12 protein-coding genes and 1 tRNA gene are annotated in these 13,732 nt (G+C 42.2%); 2 read left to right on the top strand and 11 right to left on the bottom strand.

Translation table 11 applies throughout. The features are described from left to right. Positions 1 to 51: 51 nt before the first annotated feature. The 4 genes from ACL9RF_RS07295 to ACL9RF_RS07280 all read right to left on the bottom strand — a co-directional run bounded on the left by ACL9RF_RS07295 (position 52) and on the right by ACL9RF_RS07280 (position 4,663). On the bottom strand, positions 52 to 1,260 hold the full coding sequence (locus ACL9RF_RS07295) for a chloride channel protein (RefSeq protein WP_422799945.1): 1,209 nt from the start codon (positions 1,258 to 1,260) through the stop codon (positions 52 to 54). Between the two features lie 14 nt (positions 1,261 to 1,274). Continuing rightward, positions 1,275 to 1,652, bottom strand: a complete 378-nt coding sequence (locus tag ACL9RF_RS07290) for a DUF423 domain-containing protein (protein ID WP_422799944.1) — start codon at positions 1,650 to 1,652, stop codon at positions 1,275 to 1,277. Between the two features lie 11 nt (positions 1,653 to 1,663). Then, positions 1,664 to 2,404, bottom strand: coding sequence for a thioredoxin domain-containing protein (locus ACL9RF_RS07285; RefSeq protein WP_422799943.1), 741 nt, complete (start codon positions 2,402 to 2,404; stop codon positions 1,664 to 1,666). 87 nt (positions 2,405 to 2,491) lie between these two features. Continuing rightward, on the bottom strand, positions 2,492 to 4,663 hold the full coding sequence (locus ACL9RF_RS07280) for a S46 family peptidase (protein WP_422799942.1): 2,172 nt from the start codon (positions 4,661 to 4,663) through the stop codon (positions 2,492 to 2,494). A 197-nt stretch (positions 4,664 to 4,860) separates the two neighbouring features. Here ACL9RF_RS07280 and ACL9RF_RS07275 point away from each other — a divergent pair, with 197 nt between their 5' ends. Together ACL9RF_RS07275 and ACL9RF_RS07270 are read left to right on the top strand one after the other, a co-directional pair. Continuing rightward, positions 4,861 to 5,802, top strand: a complete 942-nt coding sequence (locus tag ACL9RF_RS07275; RefSeq protein WP_422799941.1) for a LysR substrate-binding domain-containing protein — start codon at positions 4,861 to 4,863, stop codon at positions 5,800 to 5,802. A gap of 16 nt (positions 5,803 to 5,818) precedes the next feature. Next, positions 5,819 to 7,609, top strand: coding sequence for a chloride channel protein (locus ACL9RF_RS07270; RefSeq protein ID WP_422799940.1), 1,791 nt, complete (start codon positions 5,819 to 5,821; stop codon positions 7,607 to 7,609). Between the two features lie 92 nt (positions 7,610 to 7,701). Here the strand turns inward: ACL9RF_RS07270 and ACL9RF_RS07265 are convergent, their stop codons facing one another. The 7 genes from ACL9RF_RS07265 to xerD form a co-directional block, all read right to left on the bottom strand. After that, positions 7,702 to 8,295, bottom strand: coding sequence for a riboflavin synthase (locus ACL9RF_RS07265; protein ID WP_422799939.1), 594 nt, complete (start codon positions 8,293 to 8,295; stop codon positions 7,702 to 7,704). 609 nt (positions 8,296 to 8,904) lie between these two features. Further along, positions 8,905 to 9,144 (bottom strand): hypothetical protein, encoded by a 240-nt coding sequence (locus ACL9RF_RS07260; protein WP_422799938.1) that lies wholly within the window; start codon positions 9,142 to 9,144, stop codon positions 8,905 to 8,907. A 146-nt stretch (positions 9,145 to 9,290) separates the two neighbouring features. Next, positions 9,291 to 9,362: transfer RNA gene (locus ACL9RF_RS07255), tRNA-Arg, on the bottom strand. Positions 9,363 to 9,411: 49 nt separating this feature from the next. Next, the gene (locus tag ACL9RF_RS07250) at positions 9,412 to 10,023 is read right to left on the bottom strand and encodes a hypothetical protein (protein WP_422799937.1); all 612 of its coding nucleotides are present in this window, start codon (positions 10,021 to 10,023) and stop codon (positions 9,412 to 9,414) included. A gap of 11 nt (positions 10,024 to 10,034) precedes the next feature. Beyond that, positions 10,035 to 12,347 carry a TonB-dependent receptor gene (locus ACL9RF_RS07245; protein WP_422799936.1) on the bottom strand — a complete coding sequence of 771 codons (2,313 nt, stop codon included), beginning with the start codon at positions 12,345 to 12,347 and terminating at the stop codon, positions 10,035 to 10,037. A gap of 45 nt (positions 12,348 to 12,392) precedes the next feature. Then, positions 12,393 to 12,737: a hypothetical protein gene (locus ACL9RF_RS07240; protein ID WP_422799935.1), complete on the bottom strand. Its 345-nt coding sequence runs from the start codon at positions 12,735 to 12,737 to the stop codon at positions 12,393 to 12,395. A gap of 57 nt (positions 12,738 to 12,794) precedes the next feature. After that, positions 12,795 to 13,688 (bottom strand): site-specific tyrosine recombinase XerD, encoded by an 894-nt coding sequence (xerD, locus tag ACL9RF_RS07235; RefSeq protein ID WP_422799934.1) that lies wholly within the window; start codon positions 13,686 to 13,688, stop codon positions 12,795 to 12,797. Positions 13,689 to 13,732: the final 44 nt, after the last annotated feature.

Below are 13,732 nucleotides of genomic sequence, written 5' to 3'. Positions count from 1 at the left end.
CAACGCTAAATTAGATTGCCCACTACCCTTAAATAGCCTCCCTCTATAACGTTATAGGGAGGCTATTTTTTTAAACGTAAAGTGCCGTCGATTTAGGTTGAGGGTGTAACTGCTGATAAAGGTCGCCGCTAAGGCTATTGGGAGTATAGGTATACCAAACAATTCTGCTGCCATAATCGCACAGGCCAGGGGTGTTCTGGTAACCGCAGAGAAGACCGAAACAAAGCCAACTGCGGTAATTAAGGGCAAAGGCAAAGGGATTAATGTCGATAGAAAACTACAGAACGTGGCACCAATAAAAAATAGCGGTGTAACTTCTCCGCCCTTAAAGCCAACACTTAAGGTGAGGGTCGTAAGGATTATTTTCCATAGAAAGTCCACAGGCTGCTGTGGTATTTCAAACGCGCTCAGCAGCGTAGGGATACCCAGCCCAATGTATTTGGTGTTGCCGATAAGGTACACCAAGGATAGCAGCAGGAGACCACCGCAGGCAACCCGGATATACGGGTTTTTAAGCCTATTAAATAAAGCCGAAAAAAAAGAATGCGAAAGGGTGAATAAACGTCCTACAAGTCCGCATAGCACAGCAACAACCGGAATCCATAATAATTGTGGATCCAGGTATGTGGCAATATGTATCGGCTGGTAATGCGTATGCGGAGCCTGGAGAGCCAGGGTAATAGCATGTGCCACATACGCACTAATCAACGCCGGGATAAAAGCCGACTTACGGATCTTGCCTTTACGAAATATGGCAATGGAAAATGCCGTGCCGGCTAATGGCGTACCAAACAAAGAAGAAAACCCTGCAGACACCCCACATATTAAAAGTATGCGACTATGCTGTTTAGCCAGCTTTAATTTTTTGGCAAGGGTATCGGCATAGGTTCCCCCATACTGAATTGCGGTGCCTTCTCGGCCGGCCGACCCGCCGAAGAGATGGGTAACCAAGGTTGCCAATACAATTAAAGGCGCCATTACAAAGCTTATGCTACCTGTAGGGTTTTTATACTCGTCGTAATACAAACTATTCCCTTTGTTGGCATTAGGGGCGTAACGCTTATACAAAAATACCACAGCTACACCCGCCAGTGGTAAGCCAGCCATAATCCAAAGCTGCTGTTCTCTATACTGCTCAACCGCACGCAGCGCAAACAAAAAAACGGCCGATGTTAGGCCCGTTGCCAGAGCAAGGAGAACAATAGCCTTTACCCAAGTAGACAGTGGCAATTTTGGAGGTACACGTTTTGCGTTGGGCATGCTATGGCGAACGGTTATTTTAAGAAATTAACCAGCAATGCCGCCCAGCCAATAATCATCAATAGGCCCCCCAATGGCGTTATAGGCCCTAAGAAGCGGAAGTTCTTTTTCCAGTAATCGGCGAAAGATAAAAAGTATATGCTAACCGAAAAGAGTAGGGTACCTAAAACAATGCTATACACGGCAAAGCGTGCATTATAAAGATTGAAGTCTATATTAAAACCAATTATCAGTAAAGCCAAGGCGCTATACATTTGATATTTAACACCCGTTTCAAAAGACGTTAACTTCTCCTCGGAAAGGATCTTTTTAAACGCATGTGCGCCGAAAGCGCCTAGTATAATAGCTGTCATTGCGAAAATAGCCGCTGTAGCTAAAGTAAATGTTTGCATAAGTACAATGTTTAAAGATGAGATTCAAGGTCAGCCAGTGCGATTACACCGGTATTCTGCCAGGTAAGCCGTCCGTTTTTATAGACCTGCACATGTGGTGTAGCGCTAATCTTTAGCGCTTTCACTAAAGCCCTATTTTTATCGATATCAATTTTGATCACCTTCACCTTACCAGCATAGGCACTCGCGATTGAATCCACCGTTGGTGCTAACTCCAGACATGGACCGCACCATAAGGCATGGAAATTTACAAGGACAGAATTATTTTGGCCGATTATGGCATTAAAGTCGGAAATTGTCATCCCGCTGTTGTCCATATTTTTATAATTATCATGTACCGCCAAGGGAAGATTTTCGGCTTCCCATTTCAATATTCCGCCCTCTATTTCCAGAACGCTGAAGCCCGCATCGCTAAGTTTTTTTGCTGCCAACTGGCTACGTCCGCCCGAAAGGCAATAGACAAAAACCGGCGTTTTTTTGTTCAATTTCTCCAGTCCCTGGTCGAACATTTCCTGGTTTTTCCAATCCAGGTGGATAGCATTTTTAATATGTTTTTCGGTATACTCCTCCGTTGTACGCACATCCAAGAGCTGTATTTTTTTGTTGCGATTTAATTGATCATAGGCCTCCCTGGCCTCCATTTTAAGCTGCGCCTTGGCTGCCGACACAATGCCGAAAAATAAGCATAGGAGTAGACTGTATTTTACCGTAAAGCGGCGCTGCAGTAGGCGATGTTTTAAAAGAGCGTACATAGTATTTTTTTTATAAGGTACACGTTATTCACGTGTACCTTTATGTTTATTTGTTCGGTATAAAGTGCTGGTTTACTGAAATAAAACCTAGTTTTTTACACCCATCTCTTTAATAATAAATTGTGCATTATCGATTTTATCTGCAATCCATAAAACGTAGCGAATGTCAACACCAATAGAGCGGCTATATGCCTCGTTCCATGCAAAGTCATTGATGGTAGCATCATAAGAACGGTCAAAGTTAACCCCAATCAACTCGCCATAGGCATTCATAATAGGCGAGCCTGAATTACCTCCGGTAGTATCCATATTATACAGAATATTTACAGGTACATCATTCGTTCCAGGTTTCGTGTACGGCCCAAAGTTTTTGTTTAACCATGCCTGCTCAATTGCCTGAGGGAAAGTGAACTCCGGGTTTCCTGAATTGCCTTTTTCAAGTAAACCTTTTACTGTAGTAAATGGCGACATATAAACGGCATCTACTGGGCTATATCCTTTAATGTTGCCATAAGTAAGGCGTAAAGTAGAGTTAGCGTCCGGAATAAAATTTTTGGCCTGGAATACCTCTTTAACAGCCACGTAATCACCCATTAAACGGTTTAATACCCCTTCGCGACGTTTTAACTCGGCTCTGAACGGCGCAAACTCCTGTGAAAACGCTGCAGCCAGACCTAGTAAGCCGTCGTTGTATGCCAGCAGGGAAGCTGGATCCTTTAATACCTCCTGCAGCAAGAGCTCCTGATTAACGACTTTACTGTTGGCAATAAGCCCCGTAATATAGTCTTCCGCCTGCTGTACTGATGTAAAGTTTTTGTTGACAATGGTTTGTATTACATTCTTATTTTCAAAAGATTGTGCTTGCGCAAACATGTGTGCAGCAATGTTTTTGTCCGCCTGCAGGTTAAAACTCTCAAAAACATCACTCAAACTTTTTTTGAGGCGATCGATGTTACCATCGAAGAATGCTTTTTTTGCTTTTTCTGAAGGTTGTTTTGCCAAGGCCTCCTTAAAATCATAGATTGTATTGGCCAGTTGCAATGAACGTATACCTGTATACAAGTTATTCATCCATAGCTCTTTTTGTGCATCCGTAAACACCAGTTTGTAGTGATTATCAATATCTTGCATTAACGTAGCATACTTCGCTTTTAGCTCGGGTTTGCTCGCTATAAACGTGGCTAACTCAACATCCTCCTGCTGTTTGGCACCGATAAGATCGATATTACGTAAACCCTTAAGTTTTCCCCTGTAGTTTTTCAATACATTGGCGTTTCTTTTTACACGTGTTGCCAAGGCCAATTCAGTCGCTTTATCGTCTTTTCCAGCTTGAAGCATTTGATTATTTTGGAAATCATATAGCTCTGATGTATAAGGAAGTAAATATTGCTGTTGGTAAGCGATATACGCTGCTGGGCGATGTCTAAACGTACGGCCAGGATAACCTAAGATAAAAACGAAGTCATTTTCGTTTACCCCATTAGGGTTTACTTTTAAGTGTTTCTTAGGCTTGTACGGAACATTCGTTTTGGCGTATTTCGCCGATTTGCCGTCGGGTGCCACATAAGCCCTTAGGAAAGAAAAATCGCCCGTATGTCTAGGCCATACCCAGTTATCAGTTTCTCCACCAAACTCGCCAATATCTTGACGGGGAATATACACCAAACGGACATCTTCAATCGTTTTATAGTGGAACAATACATAGCTCTTGCCCATAAACATTTCCGATACCTCAGCCTTAATACTCGGATCTTTTTTCTCGGCCTCACGCGCCAATTCCTGCCGTTTCTTTTGGATGATATTAATTCGCTCCACAGGATCGGTAACATGAGCTACAGCATTTAGAATTTTAGCCGATACATCCTCATACGATTCGGTAATACGGATGGTAAGTCCTTTAGCTTCGATCTCCTGTTCTTGATTTTGGGCTACAAAGCCATTTTGTAGGTAGTTGAAGGCAGGTGTCGACGCCAGCTGTACCGCACTAAATGCACAGTGGTGGTTGGTGATGATTAATCCATTCGGAGAGACAAAAGACCCTGAGCATCCCGATACCTGTACCAACGCATCTACCAGTCCGATATTTCCAGGATTATAAATATCCGTTTCGTTGATTTTTAAACCGGCTTTCTTTAGACCGGCACGGTTAAGGTCACTCAAAGGATACATCCCCTCGTCGGGAACCGACGCCGAGAAGTTTATCGATGCAGCACCCAACAACAATGCCGTAAAAATAGTAGATCTAAATTTCAAATTCATAGTATTATATTTTTTACCAAATATAAAGAAAATAGCCGTAAGGAGGGTTATACCCCCGGACCGCGATTAACAGGTACCGTTGGAATCTGTTATAGAAGGAGCCCCTATTAAGCAGGCCGTGTATCCAAAAGCGCGTAAACCTTTACAGTTTTGCATTGTATTTAAATGATTACCTTTGTCTTGAAAAAATTGATAACATGACCCTTGTTCAATTAGAATATATTGTAGCCGTAGATACGTATCGAAGTTTTGTGGCTGCCGCAGAGAAATGTTTTGTTACCCAGCCCACATTAAGCATGCAGATTCAAAAACTTGAAGAATCTCTCGGTGTAAAAGTTTTTGATCGTAGCCGGCAGCCCGTGGTGCCGACAGCAATTGGGGAGAAGATTATCCGCCAGGCGCGTGTGGTGCTAATGGAGAGCAAGCAAATTAAAGAGCTTTTACAAGAAAACAAAGGTGAGATTGAAGGTGATTTAAAAGTTGGCGTTATACCAACCGTGGCACCGTATTTGTTGCCTAATGTTATCACCTCTTTTGTCAAGAATTACCCGAAGGTGCAGCTGCAGGTTTGGGAATATACTACCGAAAGAATAATACAGGAACTTAAAAATGGAACATTAGATTGCGGCATCTTGTCGACGCCGTTATTGGACAATTCCATTGAAGAGACGCCTTTATTTTATGAGACTTTTGTAGCTTATTTATCCCCTGATAGTGCTTTATATACCAAAAAGATGCTGAGTACCGATGATATTATGAATCAAAAGCTGTGGCTCTTGAACGAAGGGCACTGCATGCGCGGACAGGTACTTAATATTTGTAATTACAGATACAATATGGGGGAGGAGAATAGCTTTGCGTATAATACAGGAAGTGTGGAAACCTTAAAGCGTATGGTAGATGTTAATGGCGGGCTCACGATTTTACCCGAAATGAGTATACTGGATTATGATGAAGATGCCATTAGTAATGTACGTTATTTTAAAGCCCCGGAGCCTGTTCGTGAGATTTCTGTGGTTACCACCCAGAACTATGTAAAAAAGCTTGCTATAAAAGCATTAGTTAATGAAATATTGCGCATCGTTCCGGAGCGTTTTAAGACAAAGAAAAAAAGAGATGTTGTGGGTTTTGACCTTTAGTTAGCCTTATTGTTATATGAAAGAGAAATTTTTGCGAAAATTGGATGCCGTTAATAAGTGGCGCATGGAAAGGATATCTAACCGCAATTTTTTGGTGTTGCTGGCTTTTCTGGTAGGCATTGTGGGAGGCTTGGCAGCGGCATTACTAAAGGGGATGACGCATTTTATTGCCTCTGCTTTGCAGGACGATGTAGAGTGGCATTACAAATATTCCTTTTACCTGGTGTTCCCTTTAATAGGGATTCTTTTGAGTGTCCTTTTTGTACGTAAGTTTTTAAAAGGGAAAAAGTTTGAACACGGTATAACGCCCATTATTTATTCCATTTCGCGCAAGTCCAGTAGGATAGAGGTACACACCATTTACTCCCAGATTGTTACCTCGGCATTAACCGTTGGTTTTGGGGGCTCGTCGGGCCTCGAGGCGCCGATAGCCTATAGTGGCTCGGCAATAGGTTCTAATATTGCTCGTTTCTTCGGTCTCAGTTATAAGGAGGTAACCTTACTGCTGGCCTGTGGTGCTGCGGCTGGTATTTCGGCAGCCTTTAACAGTCCCGTTGCGGGGATGATTTTTGCGATAGAGATTTTATTATCCGAGTTTTCTATTCCTGTATTTATTCCGCTATTGATATCATCGGCTATTGCATCGGTTGTAAGCAGGTTGCTATATGCCGAACCCTTGTTTCATACGACCTTAACAGACTGGAAGGTGGAGGCGCTGATCTTTTATATTGCCTTGGCGATATTAATAGGTCTGTTTACAATCTATTTCTCCCGCGTTAGTCAGCGTGTTAAAGAATGGTTCGCTAAGATTTCTAACCCCTATAATAAAGTATGGATTAGCGGCCTCTCGTTGGGGGTCATGATTTTTTTATTTCCAGCTTTATATGGCGAGGGTTATATTACGATACAGCAGATTTTGGATGGCAACTTCAATGCGATTGTAAAAAATAGCTTATTTACCAATTTTAGAGATATGGGATGGGTGGTTGTTGCCTACACCATTTTAACGCTATTTGGGAAGTCTTTTGCAGCCTTATTTACGATTAATAGTGGTGGAAATGGCGGGGTATTTGGTCCCAGTTTGGTGATGGGAGGTTTGTTGGGCTTCGCCTTTGCCTATGGCCTTAACTTAACGGGTCTTGTCGAATTGAATGTGCCCAATTTTGTTATGGCGGGTATGGCAGGAGCGTTGAGTGGTATCATGCACGCACCCTTGACGGGTATGTTTTTGATTGCTGAGGTGACGGGTGGTTATGCGCTGATGGTGCCTTTAATGCTGGTGGCATCGATTTCATACTTAATCAACAGGGCGGTAATGAAGCATTCGATATATACTAAAGTGCTGGCCGATTCGGGCGACCTGCTATCCTATGAAGATAAAGATAGAACTGTTCTTAGTATGATGAAGCTGCGCTATGTTATTGAAAAAAACTTTGTGGTGTTACACCCCGACGAAAAACCTGGCGACCGTAAATCGGATATTATACACTCTAAGCGTAATATTTTCCCGATTGTAGACGACGATGGGAAGCTGCTGGGGGTGCTTTACAGCGAGCGGCTATTTTCGATTTTGCTGGGGGAAGAGGAGGGCGTAAACCGCAGCTTCGCATCCTTAGCACAAAAACCTAACGACATCATTCAGGAAAATGAAGATATGGAAAGGGTGATGGCAAAGATGAATAAGGATGATGTATGGATATTACCTGTTGTGGATACCCAGGAGAAGTATGTAGGTTTTATCTCTAAGGCTGCTGTATTTAATAAATACCGTGCCTTACTGATGCGGCAGAGTGCCTACCTGGAGTAGCTGCGCCTAGGTTTTCATATATAAAGCAGTACGCAGCTGTCGAAGGCAGCTGCGTACTGCTGCCGAATACCCTAAGGCTGATGCCTATGGGGTTATCTATTGCCTAATAGGCGGGCAACATACTTTCCGATAATATCAAATTCCAGGTTTACCGTACTTCCTACCGTTACCTGTTGTAAGTTGGTATGGGCAATGGTGTAGGGTATAATGGCTACAGAGAAGCGGTCTTTCTGTGCATTTACTACGGTAAGGCTGATGCCATTTACAGCAATAGATCCTTTTTCAACGGTTACATTGTTTGTGGAAGCGTCGTATTGAAATGTGAATAGCCAACTGCCATTAAGATCTTCTTTGGAAATGCAAGTCGCAATTTGATCGACATGGCCCTGCACGACATGTCCGTCGAAGCGGCCATTAGCAACCATACAACGTTCAATATTGACGTAATCGCCAACAGCAAGATGGCCAATATTCGATTTCTGTAAGGTCTCCTCGATGGCAGTAACCTTATGGATGGTATTGCTGTCTTCAAAGTCTACCACGGTAAGGCAAACACCATTATGCGACACACTTTGGTCGATCTTGAGCGTATTAGAAATTTCTGATTTTATATAATAATGAATATTCGTTTGCTCTTTTTCAATCTTTACTACCGTTCCTAAAGTTTCTATAATACCTGTAAACATAGCTATAAATATATTTTTACAAATATACTTAATCTTGCCCGAAGGAGTATTTACAAAAATTATGAAATAAATTTTGATATGTGTAAAATGTACACTAACTTTGTGTTATCATAATTTAGGTTTATAATTGGTTATAAAAGGTTTTCATTCTCCCCGTTTGAAAACCTTTTTTTTATTTTTATAACCTTGACTATCAGTTGATTGCCTTATTTAATAATGTTAAATATCTTTTTTGTAGTATAAAATTTTGTTGTTTTACCCAAAAGTGTTACCTTTGGATAGGTTTAGGTTGATTGCCTCGTAAGAGGTTAAATTTTAAAAGCCCGATGTACCGCCTGGTATTATCGGGCTTTTTCTATTGCATGGTATTTTGTTTCCCTGCCTAGGAAATAGAGGGAGCATACCGAATTCTTTCGTTTCTCTTACTATTTATATGAATAATGGTGATAAATTTTTAGATGGAATTTATAATACCAAACAAAATCTGTATTACCATTTGAGGAGAATTATATCACGCTTCAGAGCTTCTAAAGAAAACTGTCGGTTTGTTAACCTGAAAACTTTAGCAACTGCATTAGACTTAGCGCGCTCTGACCTAATTATCCTATTTTAAGCATGGCAATCTGCATCATTTTTGGATCTAGGTTTTAAGATTGAATTTTCAAAATCAATAAGATCATGTGGCCAGTCCAGATTTAAAGGAAAATATCCTTTTTCATTTTTGCCATTTACGGAGATAGCAACATAGATGTAAATGGAGGAATACTTATTCTTCTTAACCCTATTTTTCCAGATGTGGAGTTTGGTAGAAAACCTGAACATAGATGCTGATGTATTAGTTTTTGCCATAGCGAAAAATTATGTCTGCAAAATGTCTGCAAAACTATTCGCTTTTAAATCTAAAGCAGCAGTGTTGTGGTTTTTTTTAAGGTGTTGTTTTTCAGGGTGTTAAAAAAACCTCAGGAGACCTGAGGTTTTCATTTGCGTCCTAAAAGTGCCCTCGGCGAGATTCGAACCCACATCGTCAGAACCGGAATCTGATATTCTATCCATTGAACTACGAAGGCAGTCCGCAAAAATATCATTTTTATATTAAACTACCCTATTTTTTTTCAATTAATGTGCATCATGATCATGCCCCCCATTAACCAAATGCACATCAAATTTTACGTCGATATCATTCTCGCCTGTAAACTGTGTGAAATTCAGGTTGTTCCAATCTGAAGCCTTTATTTTGCTTTTAACGCCAGGGTTTAAATGGCGCAGAACATAACGCAATGGAAAAGAATCCGTCGTTTGTTTTACGGTTAAATAACCCGTTACCCCAACGTTAGTAGGCTCACCGTACACATAATCTAAAGAGCCTTGTGGAGCATTTAAGATAAAAGCCTGGTGGATTTCTGGTCTATTCACAAAAGTTTGTTGCGACTCGCGTCCGGCAAAGTCGGTTGTTTTAAGCTCCAGCTTGTATGTATCGCCGACATGAAGATGCACATGTGCCCCTACAGGTGGCAACAAAGGATTTCCGGTAAATTTAACCTCCTCAACCTCTTCATCCAAGATAGGTTCGTACGTTGTTGTGCCGTTGTTTACCACGACCTTTACCGGGGTAAATTTTAAGGTTACTGTACCTAATTCCTCCTGATCGACCTCCGGAGTGGGATCATTTTTAGAACAAGAAGCCAGCGTTACGCCTAAGATTAAGCATGCGAAAATAATTTTTTTCATAATGTTGAAAATTAAAATGTGTGATTTATTTTTAGTGAAATATTCGTTCCCAGCGCATGCGCGTAGTATCTAAACCTATCCATGTAATCTTTATAAGAAGTATTAAACAAGTTTTCTACGGCTAGCTGAATGCTGGTTTGTTGTTGTTTTTTAGTGGATAATGTTGTAGATCCTATAAGGTCAAATACATGATATGCTGGCGGCGGTACAGCAAAATCGCTACCCGGCTCATAACGATACTGCCTTAGCTGGTACAGGTGTTTTAATTTAATATAACTCTCCGCGCCGTTTACCTGAAATCTGTACGCTATGTTCTGCTGTATTTTATCGCCCGGAATATTCGGTAAATACCTGTTATCGTCCATATTTTTTGCCCGTACCAACGACAGCTGTGCCTGATACGACCAGTGTGGACCAAAATGAATATTGGCCGAAACATCCGTCCCATAGAATAAAGCCTTATTCTGCTGATATTGGAATAAAGGGAACGTACCACGAATGGTCTGTCGTACCGAATCAGGATTAGGCTGACTGTAGATATAGTTCGCTATCAGTTGTCCGAAAACATCGACATTAACTTGTAGCCATTTTTTATTGTAGGTTAGGCTATTTAACCATTTGTAACCCTTTTCGCTTTTTAGATCCTTGTTGCCAACCTCATACGTCCCTGTGCCGTGGTGTATACCATCACTATACAGCTCATTTGCCGACGGAGCCCGCCATGCCAAGCCCAGGTTACTCTTCCATGCCAACGTATTAGACAGGGGAACAGCCAAACCAGCAAGACCGGAAACATTGTGAAACTCCCGCTTGTTTTGCATCAGGTACTGCGGAATAGAACCATCGGAAGCAGGGTGGTTATAGTCAAAACGATATCCTGCAGCATCAAAATACTTATAGTCATAACGTATCCCATATTCCAACATGCTGCGATTTAGTGGTATCTTCTGGCTGTAGAATGCAGCCAAGGTATGGTTATCGAAATTCGGAATAATGGGCGTGGTACCTGTTCCCGGCGTATTATTGTTTACCTGCAAACTGCCCGATATTCCTGTCGTTATCATCCCATTTTTGTAGACAGCCTCGAGCTGCTGTGTCGTCAGGATCATATCCGCCATCGGCACATCATCGTCCTGCACCCTTCTACGGTCGTACTCCAAACGGTGGTTGCGCTGGTAGCTATACTGCGCTTCAATAGACGATTTTTCATTTATTCTATGCGTATACAATAGCTTTCCAAGGTCATGGTATACCCTTTGTCGTGGCGCCTGTATGGAATAGGAGAAATTGTAGGTTTCAAAAGGCCTTCCGTTTGCAATTCGGGCGAATATATCCTCTTTGGTGCCCGCATGGGCGCCCTCGAAAATAGCAATTTCATTGCCGAAGTGACTGGCATAAACGTTCAGCGTATTTTTAGTCCAGGAATAGCCCATAGAAAGGTTGCCATTAAACTCTCGGTTTCCGGTATTACCCAGGTAATAATCTGCAGTTTTCATATTTCCACCCATTTTACCCGTCAAGCCGAGGTTATACGTAAAGCGTTTTACACTGCCCTCCAATTGTGTGTTTAGCGCCGCACTTCGGCCGTTGCTGTTTAGAATGAGGCCCGAGGAAACGCGGAAGGGTTGGTAGGCTGTTAATGGTTTTGCTGTAACCTTAATAATGCCGCCTAAGGCATCGGCACCATAACGTACGGCATCCGCATTTTTTACCAGCTCAATCTGCTCGCCAGCAAAAGGATCAATTTCGGGTGCGTGGTCGGTGCCCCACTGCTGACTTTCGTGACGTACACCATTATTCAACATAATAAGGCGGTTGCCAAAAAGACCATTGACCACAGGCTTGGCAATATTTGTTCCGGTACGCAGGATGTTTACACCTGCGATATTTGCCAATTGCTCGGCAAGATTTTTACCTTGGTTTTCCCTGCGCTGCTCTAGGCTTAGCGTGGCAGCTTTTACGCTGTTGTGACTATCCTTATTGCTGTGCACCAGCACCTCCTTAAGTTGTATGGATTTTGCCTTTAGGTAGATATCTACCAAAGTATCCTGCTGTAGGTTGTACGAGCGTGTTTGCCCCTCATACGCCAAGTGGGTTACCGTAAAGGTTACGCTGCCAGGGCATAGGTTCGCAATGCGAAATTCACCCTTGCGATTTACGGCAATTTGCTTACCGTCGGCCAGGGTTACCTGACTACCGGAAATATGCTTATGATCCTTCGTATCCAGTACATGACCGGATAGTACAAGTTTGCATCCCGCTTCCTGCGCTATAGCCCAGGGGCATATCGCAAGGAGCAGAACAAGCAGTCTTGCTTCTTTCATGCTAAAATGTTGATTGTAAATAAAAAACGAAACGTTGTGTTTGTGTTATGCCGGAATGCTGGCAGGAGGGCCCTTGTTGGAAAGGCGGAAGATAGCTTCACGTAGGGCATGGTTGGCAATATCTGTTTGATAGGCGATAAAAAATGCCGGCGCAATATACGACAGGTCATACGACAACGTGCTGACTATGCCGTGGGGTGTCTGTATATAAAAACAGATGGCACAGTTGCTATCCTCTTCTGTTTGGGTATGGTCATGACGGCAGTGTTTATCTTTCTGCTCGGTACTGCTGTTAACAGCTGCCCTGTGGCTATGAAACTGTACGCTATTGCTTACCCATAAATAACTTAGGGCGTACAAAAGAATAAACAGTCGCATCATAACTTTCATAGCCACAAAAGTAGTGTATTTGCAACAATGATGCAAATAAAAAAAGTATTCTTTTTTTTACGAGCGGGGGTGGTATTGAGTAATAATAGACTGGAGATAATCTTTGTCGACATGGGTGTAAATTTCCGTTGTCGTTATACTCTCATGGCCTAACATATCTTGTATCGCGCGCAAATCAGCCCCACCTTCGACAAGATGGGAGGCAAAGCTATGGCGGAAGGTGTGCGGACTGATATGTTTGGTAAGTCCGATTTTCTGGGCTAGATCTTTGATAATGATAAAGACCATGACCCGCGATAACGGGTTACCACGTCTATTTAAGAACACATAATCCTCCTTACCGGGTTTTATAGGCTGATGTTGGCGTACCTCCTGGAGGTATATTTTTAAAATTTTTGATGCCTGATCGCCAATAGGTATTAATCTTTCTTTATTTCCTTTTCCCTCTACTTTAATAAATTCAACTTCCAGGTGAAGGTTTGAGATTTTAAGGTTAGTAAGCTCCGACACACGGAGACCGCAGCTATATAATACTTCGATTATGGCTTTGTTGCGCATGCCTTCAGGCGTAGACAGGTCTATCGCGTTAATCATAGCATCAATTTCCTCCACATTTAAGACGTCCGGAATTTTGCGCGACAGCCGGGGGCCCTCAACCAGCTCAATGGCATTATGCTCGAAATGATACTCCAGCTGTAGGAAATTGAAAAAGCCTTTTAACGATGAAATAATCCGGGCTTGCGTAAAAGGGGAGATGGCAAAGCTGTTTAGCCAATAGATAAAACTTTGGATATGCCGTGGCATGATCTCCTTGATTTTCAGCTCTTGGTCTTCGCAAAAAACCTGCAGCTTACTAACATCCTGTAAGTAGGATGCAATGGAACTTTTTGATAAGTTTCTTTCAAACTCCAAATACCTTTTATAATCTTTTAATACCGACGCCCAATCCATGAAATTTCTATATATGTAAATTCTTCTCGCTAAATTCTTCGTCT

Source organism: Sphingobacterium sp. Mn56C (assembly GCF_049319645.1).
In the GTDB taxonomy this organism is placed as follows: Bacteria; Bacteroidota; Bacteroidia; order Sphingobacteriales; family Sphingobacteriaceae; genus Sphingobacterium.
Note: the sequence above shows the minus strand (reverse complement) of the source record. Positions and strands in the feature narration are given on the sequence as shown.

Coding starts and splice junctions, on each gene's coding strand:
- ACL9RF_RS07295 (WP_422799945.1), bottom strand. CDS start 1,260: ATGCCCAACGCAAAACGTGTACCTCCAAAATTGCCACTGTCTACTTGG.
- ACL9RF_RS07290 (WP_422799944.1), bottom strand. CDS start 1,652: ATGCAAACATTTACTTTAGCTACAGCGGCTATTTTCGCAATGACAGCT.
- ACL9RF_RS07285 (WP_422799943.1), bottom strand. CDS start 2,404: ATGTACGCTCTTTTAAAACATCGCCTACTGCAGCGCCGCTTTACGGTA.
- ACL9RF_RS07280 (WP_422799942.1), bottom strand. CDS start 4,663: ATGAATTTGAAATTTAGATCTACTATTTTTACGGCATTGTTGTTGGGT.
- ACL9RF_RS07275 (WP_422799941.1), top strand. CDS start 4,861: ATGACCCTTGTTCAATTAGAATATATTGTAGCCGTAGATACGTATCGA.
- ACL9RF_RS07270 (WP_422799940.1), top strand. CDS start 5,819: ATGAAAGAGAAATTTTTGCGAAAATTGGATGCCGTTAATAAGTGGCGC.
- ACL9RF_RS07265 (WP_422799939.1), bottom strand. CDS start 8,295: ATGTTTACAGGTATTATAGAAACTTTAGGAACGGTAGTAAAGATTGAA.
- ACL9RF_RS07260 (WP_422799938.1), bottom strand. CDS start 9,144: ATGGCAAAAACTAATACATCAGCATCTATGTTCAGGTTTTCTACCAAA.
- ACL9RF_RS07250 (WP_422799937.1), bottom strand. CDS start 10,023: ATGAAAAAAATTATTTTCGCATGCTTAATCTTAGGCGTAACGCTGGCT.
- ACL9RF_RS07245 (WP_422799936.1), bottom strand. CDS start 12,347: ATGAAAGAAGCAAGACTGCTTGTTCTGCTCCTTGCGATATGCCCCTGG.
- ACL9RF_RS07240 (WP_422799935.1), bottom strand. CDS start 12,737: ATGAAAGTTATGATGCGACTGTTTATTCTTTTGTACGCCCTAAGTTAT.
- xerD (WP_422799934.1), bottom strand. CDS start 13,688: ATGGATTGGGCGTCGGTATTAAAAGATTATAAAAGGTATTTGGAGTTT.